Here is a 23,080-nt window from a genome sequence, read left to right on the forward strand (position 1 = left end):
TGTAGTTCCTTAGCGCTATCCGGGGATAAGAGACTGATCCACTTGTGCGCTCTTCGCACTTGCGGTAGATTGTTGAAAATTTGTGCAGCCCCCATTGGTGCCTATATTTTGACCATATCCATCGGCCCCCACACGCTTGCAACGCCGGTTTTGCTCGCACCCATGGCAGGCATCACCGACCTGCCGTTCCGGCGCTGCGCGAATAACCTCGGGGCCGGACTGGTCGTTTCCGAAATGGTCGCGAGCGATGAACTCGTTCGCGCGCGGCCCGATGTGGTTCGCCGCGCTGCCGGGGCAGGCGAGGTCGATCCGCTGGTGATCCAACTCGCAGGCCGTGAGCCTCACTGGATGGCGGAAGGCGCGCGGCTGGCGCAGGCGGCGGGCGCGCAGATCATCGACATCAATATGGGCTGCCCGGCCAAGACCGTGACATCGGGCCTTTCCGGCTCGGCCCTCATGCGAAATCTCGATCACGCGCTCACCCTTGTCGAGGCGACCGTCGGCGCCGTCTCGGTCCCGGTGACGCTGAAGATGCGTACAGGCTGGGACCACGAGACGCGCAACGCGCCGGAGCTTGCTCGCCGCGCCGAGGCCGCAGGCGTCAAGATGGTGACGGTGCATGGGCGCACGCGCTGCCAGTTTTACAAAGGCCGCGCCGATTGGGGCTTCATCGCTCGCGTCAAGGAAGCCGTCTCCATCCCCGTCATCGCCAATGGCGACGTGACGAGTTGCGAAGACGCAAAACAAATTCTCGCAGAGTCCGGCGCTGACGGCGTGATGATCGGGCGCGGCGCGCAGGGCCGTCCGTGGTTCCTCGCGCAGGTCGCGCATTACCTCGCAACGGGCGAGCATCTTGCCGCGCCGTCATGGGCGGAGCAGGGGCGTATCGTCGCCGCGCATTATCGTGACATGCTTTCCCATTACGGGCATGAGCTTGGCATGCGCATGGCGCGCAAGCATCTCGTCTGGTACCTCGAAGAAGCCTCGCGCGCTTTCCCCGACGATGCGATGGCGGTGAAAAACGAAGTCGTGCGGATGCGCGAGCCGCTTGCCGTTCTCGCCAGGCTTTCCCGCTTCTATGAGCGCGCGGAAGACGCCGCCGCAACCGTCGCGAGCGAGGCTGCGTGATGGCCCGGATCGCCAGGCCCGCATCGACGCAAGCCTTGCCGGAAGCGGCAGCGATCCTCAACGCCATGCCTCATCCTGTCATCATGGTCGATCGCGATCTGCGCATCGAATATGTGAATGACAGCGCCGAGCAGTTTTTTGCAGCCAGCGCCGCCGTTCTTCTGCATCACCCGTTGCGCGAGGTCGTCGCCTTCGGCAGTCCGGTCCTCTCGCTGATCGAGCAGGTTCTGGAGCATGGCGTTTCAGTCAATGAATATGGCGTCGAAATCGGCACGCCGAAATCCGGCGAGCGCGCCGTCGATATTCAGGTCACGCCGGTCAACGAATATCCCGGCCGCGTTCTGCTGATCCTTCAGGTGCGCACCATGGCGCATAAGATGGATCGTCAGCTCACGCATAGAGGCGCGGCGCGTTCCGTCACCGGCATGGCGGCAATTCTTGCGCATGAAATCAAGAACCCGCTATCGGGCATTCGCGGCGCAGCACAGTTGCTTGAGCTGAATGCCAGTAGCGATGACCGCACATTGACACGGCTGATCTGCGACGAGACGGATCGCATTTGCAAACTGGTCGACCGCATGGAGGTTTTCTCCGACGAGCGCCCCGTGCCGCGCGAGCCGGTCAACATCCATCTCGTACTCGGCCATGTGAAGCAGCTTGCCGCGACGGGCTTTGCGCATGGCATCAAAATTCATGAGGAATACGATCCTTCTCTGCCAGCGGTTCTGGGCGACAAGGATCAGTTGATTCAGGTGTTTCTCAATCTCGTCAAGAATGCAGCTGAAGCAATCGGCGGGCCGGAGGGCGAGATCATTCTGACGACCGCCTACAGGCCGGGCGTTCGCCTTTCCATGCCGGGCAGCCGGGATCGCGTGAGCCTGCCGCTTGAAATCTGCGTCATCGACGATGGCGCAGGTGTTCCAAACGATCTGATGCCGCATCTCTTCGATCCCTTCGTGACGACGAAGTCGTCCGGCACCGGTCTTGGCCTTGCCCTTGTCGCAAAGATCATCGGCGATCATGGCGGCATCGTCGAATGCGAAAGCCAGCCGCGGCGGACGATTTTCCGCGTCCTTCTGCCCATGCATACGGGCGAAACATTCACTTCGAGCAAGCTGTAACAGGAACAGGTTTTATATGGCGAGCGGCACAATTCTCCTGGCAGACGACGACGCGGCAATTCGCACCGTGCTCAATCAGGCGCTCGGCCGCGTTGGTTATGATGTGCGCGCGACGAGCAATGCGGCGACGCTGTGGCGCTGGGTTGCGCAGGGCGATGGCGATCTCATCATCACCGATGTCGTGATGCCCGATGAAAACGCCTTCGATCTCATTCCGCGCATCAAGCGCGCGCGACCGGAACTTCCGATCATCGTGATGAGCGCGCAGAATACGTTGAAGACCGCGATCATGGCCGCCGAACGCGGCGCATATGAATATCTCCCCAAACCCTTCGATCTCAATGAGCTGATCCGCGTCGTCGACCGCGCGCTCACCGCGCCGCGCGACAGGGGAGTGCCGCGCTCGACATTGCCCGAAGACGACAAGATTCCGCTCATCGGCCGCTCGCCCGCGATGCAGGACATCTACCGCGTTCTCGCGCGGTTGATGCAGACCGACCTCACGGTGATGATCTCGGGCGAAAGTGGCACCGGCAAGGAGCTTGTCGCTCGCGCACTGCATGATTATGGCAAGCGCCGCAACGGTCCTTTCGTCGCGATCAATATGGCGGCCATCCCGCGCGAGTTGATCGAAAGCGAATTGTTCGGCCATGAGAAGGGCGCTTTCACCGGTGCGAGCCAGCGCGCCACGGGGCGTTTCGAGCAGGCCGAAAGCGGCACGCTCTTTCTCGACGAAATCGGCGACATGCCGATGGAGGCGCAGACGCGGCTTTTGCGCGTGCTTCAGCAGGGCGAATATACGACCGTTGGCGGGCGCACGCCGATCAAGACCGATGTGCGCATCGTCGCCGCGACCAATCGCGATTTGCGCCAGCTCATCAATCTCGGCCTCTTTCGCGAAGACCTGTTTTTCCGCCTGAATGTCGTGCCGATCCGTCTGCCCCCATTGCGCGAGCGGACGGAAGACATTCCCGATCTGGTCCGGCATTTTCTGGCGCAGGCGGAAGCCGATGGCTTGCCGCCCAAGACCATCGATGCGGAAGGCATGGAACTCATCAAGCACTATCGCTGGCCGGGTAATGTGCGCGAACTTGAAAACCTCGTTCGCCGTCTCGCTGCTCTCTATACGGAAGAGACGATAGGCGCTTCGGTGCTTGCGGGCGAGTTGGCCGAGCCTGATTTCGGAAGGCCATCCGAGCAGGTGCCGACCGACGAGCCGCTGACCTCATCCGTCGAGCGGGCGCTGAACCGCCTGTTTGCCAGCGCTGGCGATACATTGCCGCCGCCCGGCCTTTACGACCGCATATTGCGCGAAGTCGAAAAGCCGCTATTCGGCATGACGCTGGCCGCCACGCGCGGCAACCAGATCAAGGCCGCGCATCTGCTGGGTATCAATCGCAACACGCTCCGCAAGAAGCTCCGCGATCTCGAGGTGCAGGTTGTGCGCGGGTTGAAGTAAAGGCCCGGGGCACCTTCATCCGACAAACCAATGTCACCCCGGCCTCGTGCCGAGGTCCAGGAGCCGCACGCTCCGCATATGACGCTCTGGATCCCGGCACAAGCCCGGGATGACAGCGGAACGTATAGCAACGACTAGTTCGAACGTCGCACGCTGTTCCTCGCCGCCTTCTTCTCGCCCGCAAAATCGAAAAACATTTCCGCGGGCGCGCGCATTCCCTCCGCTGCGCCGAGTAGCACCAGCGCGGTCGTCATCTCCAGCCCTTTCAGCGGCAGCCGCACCATATCGGAGGGTCCGGTATTGTGCTCGGCGAACCATCCAAGCGTAACGGCGGGAATGCGGAACTGGCGTCCATAGCGCTCGACGCCGATGCCGTTTCCCTCTGGCGGGATGAAAAGCTCCGCGCCTGCGCGCTGAAGAAACTCGGCAATCGGATCGTAGAACTGTGCGCCATGAGCGGGCGAGAGCATGGCGATCTTCATGCCAGCAATATCGTGCGGCTTGATTGCACCCTGCGTGGCGAGCGACGATTCCACCGGAACGAGCAGGCCCACCGGCTCGCGTCGCAACACAACCTGTTTCAGATCGTCTGGATAGAGCACTTCGCTGCTGTCGCGTTTTGTCGGCACCGCGTCGAAATCCTGTCGCGAGATCGGCATGCCGATAATAAGCGCGAGATCGAGTTTGTTGCGCGTCAGGTCGTCGACGAGTTCGCCTTGCCAGCGATTGTCGATGTCGAGGGAAATTTCAGGATGCGCCGCCATGAAGCTTTCGATGAGCTGCACACGTTGCGGAATATCGATCGTATAAAATGCAGCGCCGATGCTCAGGCGACGTGCGCTTTCAAGCCGGAGGTTCTTGATCGCACTCTTTATCCGTTCGCTTTCCTCGATCATGCGTCGCGCGTCGCTCAGAAAGGCGCGGCCCTCGCGCGTCAGCTCGATGCGCCGCGTCGTGCGAATGAAGAGATTGAAGCCTAGATGTTTTTCAAGTTCACGCACCTGCATGGATAGCGTCGGCTGCGTGACATGCAGCCGCTCTGCCGCCTTTGTGAATGAATGTTCTTCAGCCACGGCGACGAAGCAGCGAAGCGGTCTGCTTTCGAAATCCATCGGTTAGTTTTCCTCCCATAGAAAACTTTCTTCCTCACCGTCATTTATAGACGATCTTTATAAATCAGAGAAATCTTCCAATTGGACCGGCGGCGGCATGACGCCCACGATGCTCGAGGAGAAGTGAGGGAGGAGCGTCGGATGGCGTGCTGCGCATTTGCGGTGTTTCTGCTCGGCCAGATCGTTTTCGCGTTTGACCGCGCCCGCGACTTTGTTTTCGGCGTCTTCGGCGTGTCGGCAGCGAGGCCGGACACGCATGACCTTGCCGCTTCCTGGAGACCGGGCTGCGCGATGACTGTAGTGGCTGACCGGCCGTGGCATTTGCGGCGCTTCAGCGCGCCGCGTCTTGCCGTTGCCGCGGTCTGTCTTGAGCTTGTCGTCGCGACGGGCGGTGTCGTGGGCTGGTCCGCCTACGCCGGGCAGTCCGCCAGTCTCGATTTCGCCATGGCCTATATCTGCCGTGGCGGTCAGATCCTGCCGCTCTGAATTTCCATGCCATACAACAATAAGACTTGAGGGATCGCGTCATGACGACCATCGAACATAGCGGCGAAGCGTTGTTCTCGCGCAAGCGGGCAGGCGGCAACGGTCCGGTGACGAGCGCGCGTCTGCGCCGCACGGCGATGATCTATGCCGCAGTCTGGTTTGCCGGATTGCTGCCCGTCCTCATCGGCGCGTCTGCCGGCTGGCAGGCTTTCGGCCTCGGGCTCTGGATGCCGGGTGCAGGTTTTGCGGCCGTCGGCGGCTGGGCGATATTGCTCTTTCCACTGACGATCATGCTTTTTGTCGTCTCGCTCATCGCCTGGTTTTGGGCGGGTCTTGTGCTCGCGCCCGTGACGGTTTGGGCGGGTGCTGCACTTCTCGCGGGTGCCATGGCCTCTGAGACGGCTTGGCCGGGCGCGCATGTGGTCGTCGCGCTCTGCATGGCAGGCACGGCATTTTATTTCCGCAGTCGCGGCGAGAAGCGGCGTGAAAAAGACAGGCAGAAATTCGTCGCCCGCACGGGTTTCCTTCCGGCCTCGCTTGCCGAGGTCGAGGCGCGGACCGCCGCCGTGCCGGACGCCGCCGCGCGCGAAATGTCAGCCGATGATCTTGCCGCGCTGCGCTATGTGCTCGACCGCGCCCTGCAGCCCGTCGAGGAGTTCAACGGCTTCAACATCATCGACCAGTTCCAGCCCGCCGCGTTGCGCTATCAGATCAACCATATGGGTTTTACCCTCGGTATTGCGCAGGGCAGCTACACGCCGAATTTCACCGGCTATATGGGCGAGGCGCAGCGCAACCTCATCTCGAAATATCTGCTGCGCAAAGTCTGGGGATATTGGGTTTACGAATCTTGCTGGGGACATCTTAATTTCACGAACTTCGACCCCGCCAATCGCGACAACATTATGCTCACCGGATGGTTCGGAATGCATGTCGGCCAGTACATGCTGAACAGCGGCGATCGGCGTTACGCGGAAAAAGGCAGCCTCACATTCAAGCTCAACGAGCGCACAGCCTATGTGCATGATTTTCACTCAATCATTGGCTCGGTTGTGCAGAATTATGAGCACTATCAGTCACAGTTCTGTTTGTTCCCCTGCGAGCCGAACTGGATATACCCGATCTGCAATCACTACGGCATGACTTCGCTCGTCGTGCATGACAGCCTCTTCGGCACGCAACACACGGCGCGATTTCTCCCCACCTGGCTCGACAAGCTCGACACGGAATTCACCGACGAGAGCGGTTCGATTATCGGTTTGCGGTCGCAGCATACCGGCTTTGAATTGCCGTTTCCGGTGGGCGAGGCGGGCTATGCGAATTTCGCCAATTGCTTCTCGCCCGAACGCGCCCGGCGTCTCTGGGCCATCGCGCGCAAGGAGATCGAACCGGCCTTGACGAGAGATGCCGAAGGGCGGTTGCGGATAAGTCTGCCCGGCAAGGGCATCGACGCCGGGAATTACAGCACCGGCCACACGGCCGCCTATTCCTCGATCCTCGCCGGTGCGCGCGAGTTCGGGGATAACGAACTTGCCGACGCCGCCCAGCGCTCCCTCGACCTTGATTGCGGCTTGAGCACAGAGGGCGGGGTGCGGGCCTATCTCAAGGGTTCGAACCTCGCCAATACCAATGCCGTAATGGGACGATTGATGCGGACAGGCGATTTCCGCCGCTCCTTCGTCGAAGGCCCATCGGCTGCAACGCTGGCCGGTCCCGTTCTCGCACGGGCCAGATATCCTGACGTTCTTGTCGCCCGGGCGTTCAGCAATGGCGACGATCTGGACCTTGTCCTCCATCCCGGTGCCGTGCCTGGCCCCCAACAAATCACGCTCGAACGCCTTCGGGCGGGTGCGGATTATCTGGTCGAAGGTGCCGAACCCGGGCGCTTCACCGCGAGCGGGGAAGGGAAAGCAGCATTGACCGTCGATCTGACGGGACGCACCCGGATCATTGTCAAACTCACCCAATAACGGGGGCAATCCACATAAGGCGTGGTAAACTTGTCACATTCCTGTTGATCGGGCGTGTTCTGTAGGCCACAATGGCCCTTGCCGTTAGTGGCATGTGGCGCATTTGGCACGGGAAATTTGGGCTTGGTCACCGTCGATCATGCTGTTTCGTGCCCGCCGCCGGAACTATGACCGGGTCCAGGACGGGAAATGACGACAGTAGAACGCGTCGACAGGACAAGCTGGGACAACCGGCTCTGGCGACTTTTTTCCCGCAGAGGGTTTTCGGGCACGCTGGCGATCGGTCTGGCGATCGTCGCGATTCTGCTTGGCTCGTTCACCTACATGACGCTGACCGGGCTTGCGCCATTGCCGCCGAGCCGCGGCCTCGTCATTGCGCTGTTGCTCGGAAACCTCGCGATTGTTCTGACCCTCTTCGCGCTCATTTGCTGGCGCGTGGTTCGGATCATCATTGCACGGGTGAGCGGCGCGGCGGGGGCAAAGCTCCATGCGCGCCTCGTCGCCATGTTCTCCATCGTTGCCGTAATGCCCGCCATCATCGTCGCGGTCTTTGCGGCTGTGACGCTCAACCGGGGACTGGACGCCTGGTTCAGCCAGCGCACACAGGTCATCATCTCCAACGCCCAGACGGTCGCCGAGGCCTATCTGAGCGAGCATCAGCACGTCCTGCGTGGCGATACGCTGGCCATGGCGACCGACCTCGATCGCGCGGCGCCATATCTGGCTTCAACGCCCGAGCGTTTTCAGGAGCTTGTCGGGACACAGGCGGCACTTCGTTCGCTGCCCGCCGCCTATCTCATCAACTCCAAGGGCCGTGTGTTGGCGCGGGCGAGCATCGCCGGGCTGCCCGCCATCGGCATTCCATCGCCGGAGCAGTTTGCGGCTGCCAGCAAGGGGGAGGCGGTGCTCTTCACCGTCGACGCGGTCGATCAGATCCGGGCGCTGGTCAAGCTGCCATCCCTTGACGACACGTTTCTCTACGTGGCCCGGCCCGTCGATTCCCGCGTTCTCGAGCATCTTGCCCAGACGCGCGAGGCGATGAGCGAATATAAGAGCCTTGAGCAGCGGCGAATAACATTTCAGGTCACATTTGCGCTTATCTACGTTGCCGTCGCGCTGGTGACGCTGCTTGCGGCTGTCTGGCTGGGTCTGTGGGCGTCGAACCGGATTGTCGACCCCATAGGCAAGCTGGTCGAGGCCGCGGAGCGCGTTTCAAGTGGTGATCTGGGTGCGCGCGTCGAGCCTGGCGAGACGGGCGATGAGCTTGACGTGCTGAGCAGCGCCTTCAATCGCATGACGAGCCAGCTTGAAAGTCAGCGCAACGATCTGATCGAGGCAAATCACCAGCTCGACCAGCGGCGGCAATTCACCGAAGCCGTGCTTTCCGGCGTCAGCGCGGGCGTGTTGGGCCTCGATAATGAAGGCCGCATCAATCACGCGAACAGGGCCGCATCGCGCTTCTTCGGCAGCGTGGATGCCGATCTTGTGGGCCGCGATATCGCCGTTGCAGTCCCCGAGATGGCCGAGGTTGTGAGCGAAGCGCAGGCGCATCCCGAGCGCCGTGCGCAAACCCAGATAGCGATTCAGCGTGAAGGCCGCGAGCGCATGCTCAGCATTCGCGTGACGAGCGAAGTAACGGATTCGGGTCTTGGCGGCTTCGTGCTGACATTTGACGACATCACGGAGCTTGTCAGCGCGCAGCGGACCTCCGCCTGGGCCGATGTGGCGCGGCGTATCGCGCATGAAATCAAAAATCCGCTGACGCCGATTCAGCTATCGGCGGAGCGCCTGAGGCGCAAATACAGCAAGGAAATTCTGACCGACCCGGAAGTTTTCCAGCAATGCACCGACACGATCATTCGTCAGGTGGGTGACATTGGCCGCATGGTGGACGAGTTTTCCTCGTTCGCGCGCATGCCATCTGCCGTCATGAAACCTGTCGAGCTGAATGAAGTCGTCCGTCAGGCGGCGTTTCTTCAGCGCGTGGGGCATCCCGAGATCGAATATGTCCTCGATCTGCCGCTGACATCCGTATGGCTCGATTGCGACGGGCGGCTGGTCAGTCAGGCGCTGACCAATATTCTGAAGAATGCGGCGGAGGCCATTCGCGGCCACAACGCAGCGGAGCATGGCGATCAGGATGTCGAGGAAGGCGAGCTCGGCCGCATTCTCGTTCAACTGACGGAAGCGCCGGATCTTGTTTCCATCGTCGTCACGGATTCAGGCTGTGGCTTGCCGCAGGCCAACCGCACGCGTTTGACCGAACCCTATATGACGACCCGTATCAAAGGCACCGGGCTTGGGTTGGCCATCGTCAACAAGGTGATGGAAGACCATGGCGGCACATTGTGGCTGGAAGACGCGCCAGCGTCAGAAGGCTGGGAGAGCGGCGCGCGCGTGCGTCTTTCTTTCCCGCGCCTGCATCAAGAGACGACCGAGACGACCGAGACGAACGAGCTGAACGAGGCAGTGCATGACATCTGAGATTCTGATCGTCGACGATGAAGCGGATATTCGCGAACTCGTTGCCGGCATTCTGAACGACGAGGGTTACGACACGCGCGTCGCCGGTGACAGCGACGGTGCGTTGGCAGCCATCGAGGCGCGGAGGCCAGGTCTTCTGGTGCTCGACATCTGGCTTCAGGGGAGCCGCCTTGACGGGCTGGAGCTTCTTGATGTCATCCACGAGCGGCATCCCGATCTGCCGGTCGTGATCATCAGCGGGCATGGCAACGTCGAGACGGCGGTTTCGGCGATCAAGAAGGGCGCTTACGACTTTATCGAAAAGCCGTTCAAGGCCGATCGCCTCATTCTCATCGTTCGCCGCGCTCTCGAGGCTTATCGTCTGCGCCGCGAGAATGACGAATTGCGCGTTCGCGTCGGCGACGACACGACGCTGATCGGCGTTTCGGCCGCTGTCGCCCATGTGCGCCAGATCATCGACAAGGTCGCACCGACCGGCAGCCGCGTGCTCATCACGGGACCGTCGGGTGCTGGCAAGGAGGTCGTGGCGCGGCTGCTGCATTCGCGCTCACGCCGTGCCGCGCATTCATTCGTTGCCATCAACACGGCCACCATGGCGCCTGAGCGTATGGAGAGCGAACTCTTCGGCACCGAGGCGTCGGCGGCCGGACCGCGCAAGGTCGGCGTCTTCGAACAGGCGCATGGCGGCACGCTCTTCCTCGATGAAGTCGCTGAAATGCCCATCGAAACGCAGAGCAAGATTTTGCGCGTTCTGGTGGATCAGACTTTTGAGCGCGTTGGCGGCGGGCCGAAGGTGAAGGTTGATGTTCGCGTCGTCTCATCTTCGAGCCGCGATCTCACCGAGGAGATCGCCAAGGGCCGTTTCCGCGAAGATCTGTTTCATCGCCTGAATGTCGTGCCGATCCAGGTGCCGCCGCTTTCGACGCGGCGCGAAGATATCCCGCTGCTCGTCGATTATTTCATGGGGCTGATTTCCAAGACGACGGGCCTTCCTGCTCGCATCATTTCGGAAGATGCGATGGCGGCGCTTCAGGCGCATGATTGGCCGGGCAATATCCGCCAGCTTCGCAACAATGTGGAGCGCCTCCTTATCCTTAGCTCCGGCGATCCTGCGGGCATCGTCACGGCGGACATGTTGCCCGCCGAGGTTGGTTCGTCTGCGCAGATCACCGTCAATGGCGCAGGCGGGGAACACATCATGGCGCTGCCGCTGCGCGAAGCACGCGAGACGTTCGAGCGTGAATATCTGATGGCGCAGATCAGCCGCTTCGGCGGCAATATCTCGCGCACCGCTGCCTTTATCGGCATGGAGCGTTCGGCGCTGCATCGCAAGCTGAAGTCGCTTGGTGTCGCAACGACGAGCCGCGCAGATATCATCGCCTGAATGTGAACCGGGGAGCCATCTTGTCTCGCATCGCTTATGTGAATGGTCGATATGTTCGTCATGCCGAGGCGGGCGTCCATATCGAGGATCGTGGCTACCAGTTCTCCGATGGCGTTTACGAAGTTTGCGGCGTGCGCGGCGGCATGCTCATGGATGAGGAGCTGCATCTGGGGCGTCTCCAGCGCTCCTTGAGCGAGCTTCGCATCCCGATGCCCATGAGCCTTGCCGCGCTCCGCATTGTCTTGCGCGAGGTCGTGAAGCGAAACGAGGTTGCCAACGGCATGATCTATTGTCAGGTGACGCGCGGCGTCGCGCCTCGCGATCATCCGTTTCCGCCCGCGGGGATAAAGCCCGCCATCGTCATCACCGCGAAACGCCTGAATGAGGCGCGTGTCGCGGCGGCGGTGGAGAAGGGCGTTGCCGTCATGACAATGCCCGACCAGCGTTGGGCGCGGCGCGACATCAAATCCGTATCGCTGCTTGCCAATATTCTGGCCAAGCAAACCGCCCGCGAGGCGGGTGCTTATGAGGCATGGCTTGTCGATCCGGACGGTTTCATTACTGAGGGCTCTTCGACCAATGCCTGGATCGTGGACAAGGACGGGCGCGTCGTCACGAGGCCGTTGAGCGCGGACATTCTGGGCGGAATTACCCGGCATGTGCTCCTTGAAGCGGCAGCCCGGGAGGGTATCGAGATTGTCGAGCGACCCTTCACGGTGGATGAGGCGCGGACCGCTCGCGAGGCCTTTGTCAGCGCTTCGACGGCTATCATCATTCCCGTCATTCGCGTCGACGACATGGTGATCGGCAATGGCGCGCCGGGCTCGACTACCATGCGCCTGCGCCGGGCCTATGCCGCCAGTGGCGTATTAAGCTGAGTTTGGACGGTCGTCCGCCCGCCGACAGAAGAAAAAATGACCATAACGACCTGTTGAAGCGAATTCGCACTTGCAGCAATTCTTAATTAGCCCAGATTGTACTTAGGCCGCACCTTTCGCCCCGCCGGGGCAAAGACAATATATGATGAGGCCAGCCGGTGCGGTTGAGCTGGCCCAACCCAATGCGACAATGGGGTTTACCCATGAGTGAGAAGACTCATAACTTGCAGGATACGTTCCTGAACCATGTGCGGAAGCATAAGGTCACGCTGACGATTTTTCTGGTCAATGGCGTGAAGCTTCAGGGCGTCGTGACGTGGTTCGACAATTTTTGTGTGCTGCTGCGTCGAGATGGCCACTCGCAACTCGTGTACAAGCACGCCATATCGACAATTATGCCAGCTTCGCCAGTCCAGCTCTTCGAGCCGGGTGGAAGCGGCGAAGAGGCTTGAACCTCTTTTCCGGAGTCGTGAGACCAGCTTTTGAGTAATGAGACCTTAGTCGGCCCATCGCGCGACGCGACGCGCGCTTTCGTGCTCGTTCCTTGGTTGAAGTCAGCCGAGCATGATGCACGAAAGCGCGGTAGACCCTTGCGTTCGCAGGAGGCGCGTCTCGAGGAGGCTGTGGGCCTTGCCGCCGCCATTCATCTGGACATTGTCGGCACGGCCGTGGCGCCGATCGTAGGCGCGCGGCCTGCGACGCTGATCGGCGAAGGCAAGGTTGATGAGCTGAAGGGGCTTTTCGAAGAGCTGCAAGTCGAGCTTGTCATTGTGGACGGGCATCTTTCGCCTGTGCAGCAGCGCAACCTCGAAAAAGCCTGGAACCTCAAAATCCTCGACCGCACGGGCCTCATCCTCGAAATTTTCGGGGAGCGCGCAAATACGCGCGAAGGCTCACTGCAGGTCGAGCTTGCTCATCTGAATTACCAGAAAAGCCGCCTTGTCCGCAGTTGGACACATCTGGAGCGCCAGCGCGGCGGCTTCGGCTTTCTTGGCGGCCCGGGCGAAACCCAGATCGAAGCCGACAGGCGCGTCATTCAGGAACGCATCGCCAAGATCGAGAACCAGCTCGATCAGGTGAAGCGCACGCGCGAACTTCATCGCAAGACACGCCGCGAGGTGCCGTATCCGATTGTTGCTCTTGTGGGCTACACGAATGCGGGCAAGTCGACGCTGTTCAATCGTCTGACGGCGGCGGGTGTCTTTGCGGAAAACCTTCTATTTGCGACGCTTGATCCGACAATGCGTGCGGTCGCGCTGCCGAGCGGACGCAAGATCATCCTGTCGGATACGGTCGGCTTCATTTCGGATCTGCCGACGCATCTGGTCGCCGCATTCCGAGCCACGCTTGAAGAGGTTCTCGAAGCCGAGGTCGTTCTGCATGTGCGCGATGCTGCGCATGAAGAAAGCGATATTCAGAAAGCGGACGTAGAAGCGGTTCTCGCGTCGCTCGGCCTCGTGGGCGAAAAGGTGGAGGGCGTGCCGCGCCCTCTCGTCGAAGTGCTGAACAAGATCGACAGCCTCGATGAGGCTCGCCACGATGCCGTCGTCAATAGTGCGGAGCGGGCGCCTCTGACGGTTGCCGTGTCTGCACTGACCGGCGAAGGCGTCGATGCGCTGCTGGCATTGATCGATACTCTCATCATCGACAAGGGTGTGCCCGTTCACATCACCTTGCAGGCGGGCGAAGGCGAGGCGCTGGCATGGTTCCATGAGCATGGGCAGGTGCGTCGTCGCGATGTCGGCGAGGACGGGTCCACGACGCTTGATGTGAGCTTGCCTGAGGCCGAACTTGGACGGCTGGAGAAGCGCTTTCCCGGCTTGCAGGCCCGCATGTCTATCGCCGCCGTAAAGGCAGCGGAATGATGTCTGCTCTGGTTGATGAGGTTGCCGATCTGATGCGGGAGGTTGCCGCGCGGGAAATCCTGCCGCGCTTCCGTCTGCTGACGGATGGGGATATCGAGGAAAAATCCAAGGGCGACTATGTGACTATCGCCGACCGTGACGCGGAGCTGTGGTTGAGCCCGCGTCTTGAGGCGCTTCTGCCGGGCTCCATGGTGCTTGGCGAGGAGGCCGCCGCTGCCGACCCAAAGAAACTGTCACTGGCGCAAAGCGATGCGCCGTTCTGGACTGTCGACCCCATCGACGGAACGGGCAATTTCGTGGCGGGCCGGGAGACCTTCGGCGTGATGATTGCGCTGGTGAACAAGGGCCGGGTGCGCAGCGCCTGGATCTATTTTCCGCTCTCGGGCGATCTTGCCGTGGCGGAAGAAGGGGCAGGTGCCTTCTGGCATTCCGGCGACACTGTCCAACGGCTTTTTGCCGGACGTTCCGCAAACGATGTATCGAGGATTTCGGGCGCCTTCAACGTTCGGTTCATGGCCGAGGAGTGGCGCGACCGGGTCGAGCTTTTCGCAGATACGGTGCCGCGTAAATCGACCTATCTCTGTTCGGCATGGGACTATGTGAGCTTGGCGCGCGGCGCGCATGATCTCGTCACTTATAACCGCATGATGCCATGGGATCATGCGCCGGGATCGCTGATCCTGCGCGAAGCGGGCGGCGTGTTGCGCAGTCTGGATGCGGGTGCCGACTATATGCCCGCGACACTCGCCGCGCCGCATCTGGCCGCTCGTGACGAAGAGGGTTGGCAGCGATTTGCTGCGGCCATCCGCAACGCAGTCTGATGCAGCTATTCGCGCTCTTCGCGTTTAGCCTCGTTCCACATTGCATCCATTTCATCCAGGCTTGATTGCGAAGGCTCGCGGCCTTGTGCTGCAAGCATTTCCTCGATCCGCCCGAAGCGGCGGCGGAACTTTGCGTTGGCGCGGCGCAAGGCAGCCTCGGGATCGACCTTGAGATGGCGTGCAAGATTTGCGTAAACGAAAAGCATGTCGCCCAGTTCGTCTTCCAGCCGGTCGTGCTCGCCGCCCTTGGCGACCTCGTGGGAAAGCTCCAGCATCTCCTCATTGAGCTTGTCGAGGACTTCCGCGGTGCCCGGCCAGTCGAAACCGACTTGCGCTGCGCGTTTCTGAAGCTTCAGCGCGCGTGAAAGCGCGGGCAGGGCGAGCGGCACATCGTCGAGAATGCTGGCACGCGCAGGCTTGCCCTTCATGGCCTTTTCCTCGGCCTTGATTTCTTCCCATCGACCCGCAACGGTTCCTGCGGAACGTGCGCTCTCATCGCCAAAAACATGCGGGTGGCGACGGATCATTTTCTCGCAGATCGCCCGGACGACATCCTCAAACGTGAATACGCCAGCCTCGCGCGCCATTTGCGCGTGGAAGACGACCTGCAAAAGCAGATCGCCCAGCTCGTCGCGAAGCTCATCCATGTCGCCGCTCTCGATCGCATCGGCGACTTCGTAAGCCTCCTCGATCGTATAGGGCGCGATGGTCGCGAAGTTTTGCTCAAGGTCCCAGGGGCAACCGCCGTCGGGCGAGCGCAACTTCGCCATGATCGCCAGCAGAGCGTCGATCTGCATCGGTTTGTCGGCTGTGTCGGCGCTCAGCGGAGCCTCCTGAATGGCGTCAGTCTGCCGGCTTGTCTACGAGACCGCCTGCCGTGCCGACGTCCACGACTGCCGCCGCAGCTTCGGTCAGGGGATTCTCGGCATGTGCGGCGTCGCGCTCGGTGAGCTTGCGGCGAATATCTTCCTGTGCGGCCCGATCGAGCGGGAATTTCCACATGACGGCAGCGGCTGCGAGCATGAAGAGCGACGGCAGCACGACATAGAGGGCAGCGAGCTGGTTCAGCGTCTCAGGCGTATTCACGCCCTTGGCGTCGAAGCCGATGAGATCGAGGATCGGATAGGTGATGCCGACGGCGAGCGCGCTGCCGACTTTGCCGGTGAGGCTCAACAGCGAGAAATAAAGCCCCGTGCGCTGCTGGCCCGTTTGCAGATTGTCGTAGTCGGTGACGTCCGCCATGACCGAGCGCAGCAGGAATGAGCCCGCGCCATAGGCCAGCCCGTAAAGCGTAAAGCCCAGAAAGAGCCACCAGAATTCGCCGCGCGGGAACAGCAGCACGATCGGCAGGACCACGGCGCCATAGATCATGGCAATCGACAAGGCGCGATGCTTGCCGATCCTGTGCGCGATCTTGATCCAGAAGGGCACGCCGACAAAGCCGGCGACGAAATAGATGAGCAGCAGCAGGCTCGCGGATTTGGCGAGGCCAAAGACATGCGCTGTGAAGAAGATGTAGAGCGCGCCGGTGATGCTCGGCGCTATGGCGACGAAGAGGTCGGCGATCAGCATGCGCTGAAGGATCTTGTCGCGGATGATGACGCCCCATGCTTCCGCAAAGGGGACGTGATGCGCCGGTTTGACATGCGTCCGCTCGCCCACCATGCGCACGGCAATGCCGATTGTCACAGGCAGAAGGATGATGATGAACCAGCCCATGGCCGACATTTTCATGAAGCCGTCGCCATGTCCGCCCGCCGAGTTCTCGATAATGGCGGGCAGGGTGAGCACGGTGAACATGCCGAAGATCAGCGCGAATTCGCGCGCGCCCTGAATGGTCGAGCGCTCGTTGTAATCGTTGGAAAGCTCGGCGCCCCATGACATGTGGGTGATCGAACTCAGCGAATAGCCGCAATAGACGATGAAGAGGACGATCGTCAGATAGATGGGGCCAGCGCCGGGAAGCGGCATGAAAAGTAGATAGCAGGAGATCATCAGCAGAGGCACGGAGATGACGAGCCAGTGACGTCTGCGGCCCCAGCGTGCCGGGAACTTATCGGTGAAGACGCCGACAAGCGGATCGACGAGCACGTCGCCCAGGCGCACCAGCATGAAGATCATGCCGACGAGGGTGAGGCTCAGTCCCACATCTTGCGAATAGAAGGCCGGCAGGTAGACGACAAGGGGTAGGCCCAAAGCCGAAATTGGAATCGATGGCAGGCTGAAAGCCCCGATTTGCAGCTTCGAAACGCGATTGTCATTCATACCAGGCGCATCCTCATTGGCGCCGGTCTATGCCGGCTTTTGCTCTTTGTATGCGCTAAAGGAACCGATCGCGAGAAATTTGTCTATCGTTCAAACGGCCCATACCGGCAAAGGCGCCGCTGCGTCAGGCGAATAATTCATCGGCTACATAAGGATTGCCGCGTCGCTCCGCGCCGAAGGTCGAGAGCGGCCCGTGGCCGGGTACAAATGTCACGTCGTCGCCGAGCGGCCAGAGCCTTTCGCGAATGGACGAGATGAGTGCCTGATAGTCGCCGCGCGGCAAATCCGTGCGACCGATCGAGCCGTTGAAGAGCACGTCGCCGACGATGGCGAGGCGGGAGGGCTCGTGAAAAAAGACGATGTGGCCGGGCGTGTGTCCGGGGCAATGGCGCACGTCGAAGGTGAGACCGGCGACTTCAACCGTATCGCCATTCTCGAGCCAGCGGTTCGGCTCGAACCCGGGGACGGGCGGAAAGCCATATTTTTCGCTCTGCGCGGGCAATTCGGAGATCAGGAACAAGTCGTCTCTGTGCGGCCCCTCAATCGGAATATCGAGGCGCGCGGCAAGCTCTCCCGCGGCGGCGGCATGGTCGAGATGGCCGTGCGTGAGCAGTATCTTTTCGAGCGTTATACCCAGCTCGCTGACGGTCTGCATGATGCGGTCGAGGTCGCCGCCGGGGTCGCTCACCGCGCCGCGCATGGTCTCGTCGTTCCACAGCAAGGTGCAGTTTTGCTGGAACGGAGTGACTGGAAGAATCGCTGCCTTGAGACTCATTCGTGCCGCGCATGTTCAATTTCGGGGTGAAGCAAACTAGGCAGCCGCATCGCGGATGTCCAATGTTGACGGGCTTTTTCGCGTTTTTGCCCCGAAATCTGTGCATAAAAGGGCATTACACGAACGAAAGAAGCCTTGGGGCACAGCAAACTCTTGGTGTTTTGCACAAACTTGTGAAAGATAGCTGCAGCTTCCACCAAGGACGAATCATCAATCATGGCCACAAAACCTGCCGCAAAAACTGCCGCAAAGGCTGCCGCTCCCGCTGCAAAGCCTGCTGCAAAAGCTGCCGCTCAAGTCACCATCCCGCTCTCGAAGATCATCGCAGAGCTGGCTGAGACCCATGAAATGTCGAAAAAGGCGACCGCCGCCTTGTTCGAGGACTTTGTCGCGCTGACGGTCAAAAACCTGAAGAAGGGGAACAAGGTTCGCATCACCGGCCTTGGCATTCTCGCAGTTCGCAAGCGCGCCGCGCGCATGGGCCGCAACCCTGCCACGGGCGAAGCCATCAAGATCAAGGCGTCGAAGAAAGTCGCCTTCCGCGTCGCGAAGGATCTGAAGGAAGCGATCTGATCGCTTTCTGATCCGCTCGCCGGATAGTCTGAAAGACACGACAGCTTTACGGTTGTCGCGAAAGGCGGTTCTTCGGAACCGCCTTTTTGTTTTGTCGTTGCGGTACGCTTGGCGGGGCTGCTATCAAAACGACCTTCTGGCCTTGGGGCGCAGTTGCTCGCGGGCCTGCAAACAGGGATTTCAAAAATGGCGATCAAGCGGCTGAGCCCCGGCAAGCGGATGAGCGAAGGCGTCGTGCATGGCGATCGGGTCATTCTGGCCGGTCAGGTTGCGGTTGACGGTCCGGCGTCGATCAAGGGCCAGTCGGAACAAGTCCTGAAACAGATCGACGAATTGCTGGCTGCCGCAGGCACGGACAAGTCCAAGCTGCTCTTCGCGCAAATCTTCCTTGCCGATATGGCCGACTATGCGCCCTTCAACGAAGTGTGGGACAGCTGGATCGATCCGGCAAACCCGCCTGCACGCGCCTGCATTCAGTCGCCGCTGGTGCGACCTGAATGGAAGGTCGAAGTGCAGGTCACAGCGGCGATCTGATCGACCTAACTCCATGCGTCCTCATTTCGAGGCGGCGCATGGAGTAGATCATTCGTATACGGATTTTATTGAGGAAAGCGCTCCAGGCATTTTGGGGGCGTCAACCCATAAGCCCTATGCCGCCACTCGCGATGAGCATCAGCCCGATGAGCGAGAGGCCTGCCAACAATGTCGGGCGGAAGCGTTCCGGCGGGACGCGATCATAGACGCGTTTTCCAATTTCAACACCGACCAGCGATGCGGGGATAAGCATTGCCGCATGCAGGAAGATTTGCGTGTTGAGCCCGTCCGTCGCTGCGAGATAGGCGATGGCGACGATATCGATCACAAAGAAATACAGGATGATCGAGCCGCGCAAGCGAGGCGCATCGGGCAGGCGCGCGGACAGAAAGAGGACCGCAGGTGGCCCGCCCATGGCGAAAGCGCCATTCATGAAGCCTGACAAAGAGCCGGCTGCTACAGGCATCCAGCGTGCCGGACCCAGACTGAGTTGGGGCGCCCGCAACATTGTGAGCGTCGACCCCAGAATGGCGACGCCAAGAAGAACCTTGCAAAGCAGCACGGGCAGGTCGTGCAGCAAGATGACCCCGATGACGGTGCCCGCCGCAGCACCGAGAACCATCGGGTTGATGGTCGGCCAGGCGCAGTTCTTCATTTCCTTCGGAACCAGTTTCAACCCGAGCACAAGCTCAATGACGAGCACGATGGGAACGAACGCCTGAGGTGGAAGAACGAAGGTGAGGCCGGCTCCCGAGACGATGGCGAAGGCGAATCCGGACCAGCCGCGGACGATTCCCGCGATAAGCACGATCGCCATGCTCGCCGTCAGCTCGACCACACCAAAAGACAACATTTTTGGCTCCCGCATGTTTTTCGGGGGTGACAGCTATACCTCCATATGAAATTATTCAATCAGAATTTCATTTCAGTGAAATTTCTTTCATGTGAGGTTTCGTGGCCCAGCCGACCCAACCAAGCCCGGTTCCGGAACCCCGGACGTCCGGCGAATCCAAAATTGGCGACCAGATCAGGGATCTTCGGAAGGCGCGGGGCTGCACGATTGTGGAACTCGCCGACAGGATAGGCCGCTCGGTCGGCTATCTCAGTCAGGTCGAGCGGAACATCTCATCGGTGTCGATTCCGACGCTTCAGAAAATTGCCGATGCGCTTGGCGTTCAAGTGAGCTGGTTTTTCCACGGCGGTCGCGAAGTTCCCGAAGGGGAGCGCGATTTCATCGTCCGTCGCGACAATCGGCGTTCGTTGACCTTTGGCGATACCGGCGTTCACGAGGAACTGCTTTCGCCGAATTTGTCCGGCGCTCTGGAACTCATCATGACGACCTTCAAGCCCGGTAGCTGGACGGGTGAAGAAGACCGCATTCGTAAAGGCGAAGAGGCCGGCCTCGTTCTTGAAGGCGTTCTGGAACTCTGGGTTGAGGGGCAGCACTTCCTGCTCTCGCCGGGTGACAGTTTCACCTTTCGTCGCTCAGGTCCGCACCGTTGCCACAACCCGGGCCAGGTCGACACGCGCGTGCTCTGGATCATGACGCCGCCTTCTTACTGACATCCAGTAACGACAACGCATTTGCAGGACAGGATAATGAGCAAGATCACGGTCTTCACGGCCCGCAAAATCCATACGATGGAACCTTCGATGCCTGAGGCGAATGCCGTCGCCGTGCGCGATGGACGCATTCTCGAAGTCGGGACGCTAGAGACGCTCAAGCCCTGGCTTGATCGCCACCCTCACGAAATTGATGACAGCCTGGCGAGCAAGGTTTTACTCCCGGGATTTATCGATCCGCATCTGCATCCGACGATGGCCGCCGTCCTGCTGCCGATGCATTTCGTGACGGCCATGGAGTGGAAGCTGCCATGGGCAACCGTGGCGCCGGTACGCACGAAGGAAGCATTCCTGTCGCGGCTTCGCGACATTGACGCTTCCATGAGCGATGCAGCAGAGCCTCTTTTTGCTTGGGGTTATCACCGCAACTGGCATGGAATCATCACGCGTAGCGATCTGAATGAAATTTCCGCGACGCGGCCCGTCATCGCCTGGCATCGCTCGTTTCATGAAGTCGTGGTTAACGACGCGACCTTGAACTGGATCGGGCTGACCAAGGAAAAGGTGGGGAATAACCCGCAAGTCGATTTCGCAAACGGTCGTTTCTATGAAATGGGACTGCGCGTCATCGTTGATAAGTTCATGCCATATCTTCTTGGCAAGGAGCGTTACCGGGATGGGTTGCAGCGCCTTCGCAGCGTCGTTCATTCCGGCGGCCACACCACCATCGGCGATATGGCGACGGGCCTTTTCAACATGGGCATGGAGTGGGAGGCGACGAAGGCGGTGTTGGATAATGACCAGACGCCGTTCCGCATTCAGCTTATCCCTGATGGAAATGCACTTGCCGGGCATGATCGCAACAATGCCGCTGCACTGGATTTGATCAAGTCGCTCCCGGAGCGAAACACGCATCGGCTTCAGTTCCGCGATCACGTGAAGCTCTTTACGGACGGAGCCTTTTTTTCACAGCTCATGCAACTCGGTGAGCCAGGATATATGGATGGGCATCACGGTGAGTGGATCATGGTGCCCGAACAATTCGAAGCGGCAGCGCGCCTCTATTGGAATGAGGGATACAAGATCCACGTTCATTGCACGGGCGATCTCGGCGTTGAGCTTGCTCTGGATGTTCTTGAAAAATTGCAGTGGGAGAGGCCGCGCTTCGGGCATCGCTTCACGATAGAGCATTTTGGAGTCTCGACTCCGGAACAGGTTCGGCGACTGGCCGAACTCGGCGGGCTGGTGTCGGCGAACGTCTACTACGTCTATGAACTCAGCCACATCTACGCGAAAGAAGGGCTCGGCTATGAGCGCGCCTCGCAAATGGCGAGGCTTGGATCGCTTGCGCGTGCGGGTGTCGTCACTGCGCTTCATTCCGATTACACGATGGCGCCCGCATTGCCGCTCAATAGTGCATGGGTTGCCGCCAATCGCATCAATGTGGAGGGGGAGGTCATGGCGCCGTCGGAGCGGCTCACGCTCGATCAGGCGTTGCGCGCTATCACCATCGACGCTGCTTTCATTCTTGGTATGGAGAGTGAGATCGGCAGCATTCGCGGCGGGAAAATGGCTGATTTTGCCGTGCTCGACGAAGACCCCTATGAGGTGGGAGCAGAAAAGCTCAAGGACATTCCGGTGTGGGGCACGGTGTTCGAGGGTGTTGTCCATCAGGTTGTGCGTCCATGACGGCCGCTATTCCGCTGACGATCATCGGGGGATATCTCGGCGCGGGAAAAACCACGCTGCTTAACATGTTGCTGCGAGGCAATCATGGGAAGCGCCTCGCGGTCATCGTCAATGATTTCGGCAGCGTCAATATCGATGCGGAGCTTATTGCGAACAGGGACGGGGAGACGATGAGCCTCACCAATGGCTGCATCTGCTGCAGCATGACGGATGATCTGGCGACGACGTTGATCGCCTTGAGCGAAAGGGAGACGCCGCCCGATCATATATTGATCGAGACCAGCGGCGTCGCCGAGCCTCAGAAGATCGCGACTTATGCAGACGCCTTGCCTGCATTTCAGCTTCAGGCCGTCGTTGTCGTCGTCGATGCGGAAACCATCCGCAAGCGTTCGAAGGACAAGTTCGTCGGCGGCCTTGTTACGCGTCAGATTGCATCAGCCAACCTTATCGTGATGAGCAAGCTCGATCTGCTCACGCCGAGTTCGGGAGATGAGATCAGACATGAGGTCGCGAAAATCTCCGCTGCTAGGATCATTGCGAGCCACGATGCAGCGCTGCAGGAAACCATTCTGGTCGGAAGCGATGATCGGCGGCATGCAACGATAGAGGCCGAAAACGAAAGCCCGCACGATCACACGCATGGAAACCAGTTTGCGCAATGGTGCTTCACAAGCGACGTGCCGCTGGACCGCGAGTGGCTGCTTTCGATGATTGAAGCAAGGCCGCGCGGCGTCTATCGCGTTAAGGGCATTCTGTTATTGGCTGGCGAGCCGACGCGTCGTCAAACATTACAGGTGGTCGGACGCCAGGTCAGTATCGACGCCGGGCCTGTCTGGGGAGACGACCAGCCGACCACTCGAATTGTCGCCATCGGCGCTCGCGGAGACGAAGACGCCGCCCATTGGGCGGCTGATTGCGAGAGGGGCTTTCGGGCTTAAGGGGTGGCTGAGCGCATTGCCTGAGCCTCTATGGG

General features: G+C 60.4%; 22 protein-coding genes. 16 read left to right on the forward strand and 6 right to left on the reverse strand.

Features of this window, described 5'->3' with window-relative positions; translation table 11 throughout:
- Positions 1 to 108 precede the first annotated feature (108 nt).
- From dusB to ntrC, 3 genes are read left to right on the forward strand one after another with little or no spacing between them, the layout of a single operon-like run.
- Positions 109 to 1,128 carry a tRNA dihydrouridine synthase DusB gene (gene dusB / locus WA943_RS08175; RefSeq protein ID WP_424469365.1) on the forward strand — a complete coding sequence of 340 codons (1,020 nt, stop codon included), beginning with the start codon at positions 109 to 111 and terminating at the stop codon, positions 1,126 to 1,128.
- Positions 1,128 to 2,249: a two-component system sensor histidine kinase NtrB gene (locus WA943_RS08180; RefSeq protein WP_424469366.1), complete on the forward strand. Its 1,122-nt coding sequence runs from the start codon at positions 1,128 to 1,130 to the stop codon at positions 2,247 to 2,249. The genes dusB and WA943_RS08180 overlap by 1 nt, the downstream gene beginning before the upstream one ends.
- 16 nt (positions 2,250 to 2,265) lie before the next feature.
- Complete coding sequence (gene ntrC / locus WA943_RS08185) at positions 2,266 to 3,708, forward strand: nitrogen regulation protein NR(I) (protein WP_424469367.1); 1,443 nt, start codon at positions 2,266 to 2,268, stop codon at positions 3,706 to 3,708.
- A 134-nt stretch (positions 3,709 to 3,842) separates the two neighbouring features.
- Here the strand turns inward: ntrC and WA943_RS08190 are convergent, their stop codons facing one another.
- A complete protein-coding gene (locus tag WA943_RS08190; protein WP_424469368.1) occupies positions 3,843 to 4,820 on the reverse strand; it encodes a LysR family transcriptional regulator in 978 nt (325 codons plus the stop codon).
- 141 nt (positions 4,821 to 4,961) lie between these two features.
- Here WA943_RS08190 and WA943_RS08195 point away from each other — a divergent pair, with 141 nt between their 5' ends.
- The 8 genes from WA943_RS08195 (at position 4,962) to WA943_RS08230 (ending at position 14,708) form a co-directional block, all read left to right on the forward strand.
- A complete protein-coding gene (locus WA943_RS08195) occupies positions 4,962 to 5,306 on the forward strand; it encodes a hypothetical protein (RefSeq protein WP_424469369.1) in 345 nt (114 codons plus the stop codon).
- A 41-nt stretch (positions 5,307 to 5,347) separates the two neighbouring features.
- Positions 5,348 to 7,276, forward strand: a complete 1,929-nt coding sequence (locus WA943_RS08200) for a hypothetical protein (RefSeq protein WP_424469370.1) — start codon at positions 5,348 to 5,350, stop codon at positions 7,274 to 7,276.
- A gap of 189 nt (positions 7,277 to 7,465) precedes the next feature.
- Positions 7,466 to 9,760 carry an ATP-binding protein gene (locus WA943_RS08205; protein WP_424469371.1) on the forward strand — a complete coding sequence of 765 codons (2,295 nt, stop codon included), beginning with the start codon at positions 7,466 to 7,468 and terminating at the stop codon, positions 9,758 to 9,760.
- Positions 9,750 to 11,144: a sigma-54-dependent transcriptional regulator gene (locus tag WA943_RS08210; RefSeq protein ID WP_424469372.1), complete on the forward strand. Its 1,395-nt coding sequence runs from the start codon at positions 9,750 to 9,752 to the stop codon at positions 11,142 to 11,144. Before WA943_RS08205 ends, WA943_RS08210 begins: the two co-directional genes overlap by 11 nt.
- Positions 11,145 to 11,164: 20 nt before the next feature.
- A complete protein-coding gene (locus WA943_RS08215; protein WP_424469373.1) occupies positions 11,165 to 12,022 on the forward strand; it encodes a D-amino-acid transaminase in 858 nt (285 codons plus the stop codon).
- 203 nt (positions 12,023 to 12,225) lie between these two features.
- The gene (gene hfq / locus WA943_RS08220) at positions 12,226 to 12,474 is read left to right on the forward strand and encodes an RNA chaperone Hfq (RefSeq protein ID WP_424469374.1); all 249 of its coding nucleotides are present in this window, start codon (positions 12,226 to 12,228) and stop codon (positions 12,472 to 12,474) included.
- Positions 12,475 to 12,504: 30 nt separating this feature from the next.
- A complete protein-coding gene (gene hflX, locus WA943_RS08225) occupies positions 12,505 to 13,887 on the forward strand; it encodes a GTPase HflX (RefSeq protein WP_424469375.1) in 1,383 nt (460 codons plus the stop codon).
- Positions 13,884 to 14,708, forward strand: a complete 825-nt coding sequence (locus WA943_RS08230) for an inositol monophosphatase family protein (protein WP_424469376.1) — start codon at positions 13,884 to 13,886, stop codon at positions 14,706 to 14,708. Before hflX ends, WA943_RS08230 begins: the two co-directional genes overlap by 4 nt.
- A 5-nt stretch (positions 14,709 to 14,713) precedes the next feature.
- On the opposite strand, the gene mazG is transcribed toward WA943_RS08230, so the two are convergent.
- From mazG to WA943_RS08250, 4 genes are all read right to left on the reverse strand, one after another.
- Entirely contained in the window at positions 14,714 to 15,505 is a 792-nt protein-coding gene (gene mazG / locus WA943_RS08235; RefSeq protein ID WP_424469377.1) for a nucleoside triphosphate pyrophosphohydrolase, read from the reverse strand.
- Between the two features lie 46 nt (positions 15,506 to 15,551).
- Positions 15,552 to 16,973 carry an MFS transporter gene (locus tag WA943_RS08240; protein WP_424469378.1) on the reverse strand — a complete coding sequence of 474 codons (1,422 nt, stop codon included), beginning with the start codon at positions 16,971 to 16,973 and terminating at the stop codon, positions 15,552 to 15,554.
- A 124-nt stretch (positions 16,974 to 17,097) separates the two neighbouring features.
- On the reverse strand, positions 17,098 to 17,748 hold the full coding sequence (locus WA943_RS08245; protein ID WP_424469379.1) for an MBL fold metallo-hydrolase: 651 nt from the start codon (positions 17,746 to 17,748) through the stop codon (positions 17,098 to 17,100).
- Positions 17,745 to 17,966 (reverse strand): hypothetical protein, encoded by a 222-nt coding sequence (locus WA943_RS08250; protein ID WP_424469380.1) that lies wholly within the window; start codon positions 17,964 to 17,966, stop codon positions 17,745 to 17,747. Before WA943_RS08250 ends, WA943_RS08245 begins: the two co-directional genes overlap by 4 nt.
- Between WA943_RS08250 and WA943_RS08255 the strand changes: the two genes are divergently transcribed.
- Both WA943_RS08255 and WA943_RS08260 read left to right on the forward strand, forming a co-directional pair.
- Positions 17,965 to 18,321, forward strand: a complete 357-nt coding sequence (locus WA943_RS08255) for an HU family DNA-binding protein (RefSeq protein WP_424469381.1) — start codon at positions 17,965 to 17,967, stop codon at positions 18,319 to 18,321. The two genes, WA943_RS08250 and WA943_RS08255, sit on opposite strands and share 2 nt — an antisense overlap.
- Positions 18,322 to 18,507: 186 nt before the next feature.
- Positions 18,508 to 18,855, forward strand: a complete 348-nt coding sequence (locus WA943_RS08260; protein ID WP_424469382.1) for a RidA family protein — start codon at positions 18,508 to 18,510, stop codon at positions 18,853 to 18,855.
- 100 nt (positions 18,856 to 18,955) lie between these two features.
- Here WA943_RS08260 and WA943_RS08265 read toward each other — a convergent pair whose 3' ends face one another.
- On the reverse strand, positions 18,956 to 19,708 hold the full coding sequence (locus WA943_RS08265; protein ID WP_424469383.1) for a sulfite exporter TauE/SafE family protein: 753 nt from the start codon (positions 19,706 to 19,708) through the stop codon (positions 18,956 to 18,958).
- Positions 19,709 to 19,809: 101 nt separating this feature from the next.
- Here WA943_RS08265 and WA943_RS08270 point away from each other — a divergent pair, with 101 nt between their 5' ends.
- Genes WA943_RS08270 through WA943_RS08280 form a run of 3 tightly spaced genes read left to right on the forward strand, consistent with a single transcriptional unit; the run spans position 19,810 to position 23,045 of the window.
- Positions 19,810 to 20,418, forward strand: coding sequence for a helix-turn-helix domain-containing protein (locus tag WA943_RS08270; protein WP_424469384.1), 609 nt, complete (start codon positions 19,810 to 19,812; stop codon positions 20,416 to 20,418).
- A 36-nt stretch (positions 20,419 to 20,454) separates the two neighbouring features.
- Positions 20,455 to 22,107 carry an amidohydrolase gene (locus WA943_RS08275; protein ID WP_424469385.1) on the forward strand — a complete coding sequence of 551 codons (1,653 nt, stop codon included), beginning with the start codon at positions 20,455 to 20,457 and terminating at the stop codon, positions 22,105 to 22,107.
- Positions 22,104 to 23,045: a CobW family GTP-binding protein gene (locus WA943_RS08280; RefSeq protein ID WP_424469386.1), complete on the forward strand. Its 942-nt coding sequence runs from the start codon at positions 22,104 to 22,106 to the stop codon at positions 23,043 to 23,045. Before WA943_RS08275 ends, WA943_RS08280 begins: the two co-directional genes overlap by 4 nt.
- Positions 23,046 to 23,080 lie beyond the last annotated feature (35 nt).

This window comes from Parvibaculum sp. (genome assembly GCF_049651025.1).
Lineage (GTDB): Bacteria > Pseudomonadota > Alphaproteobacteria > Parvibaculales > Parvibaculaceae > Parvibaculum.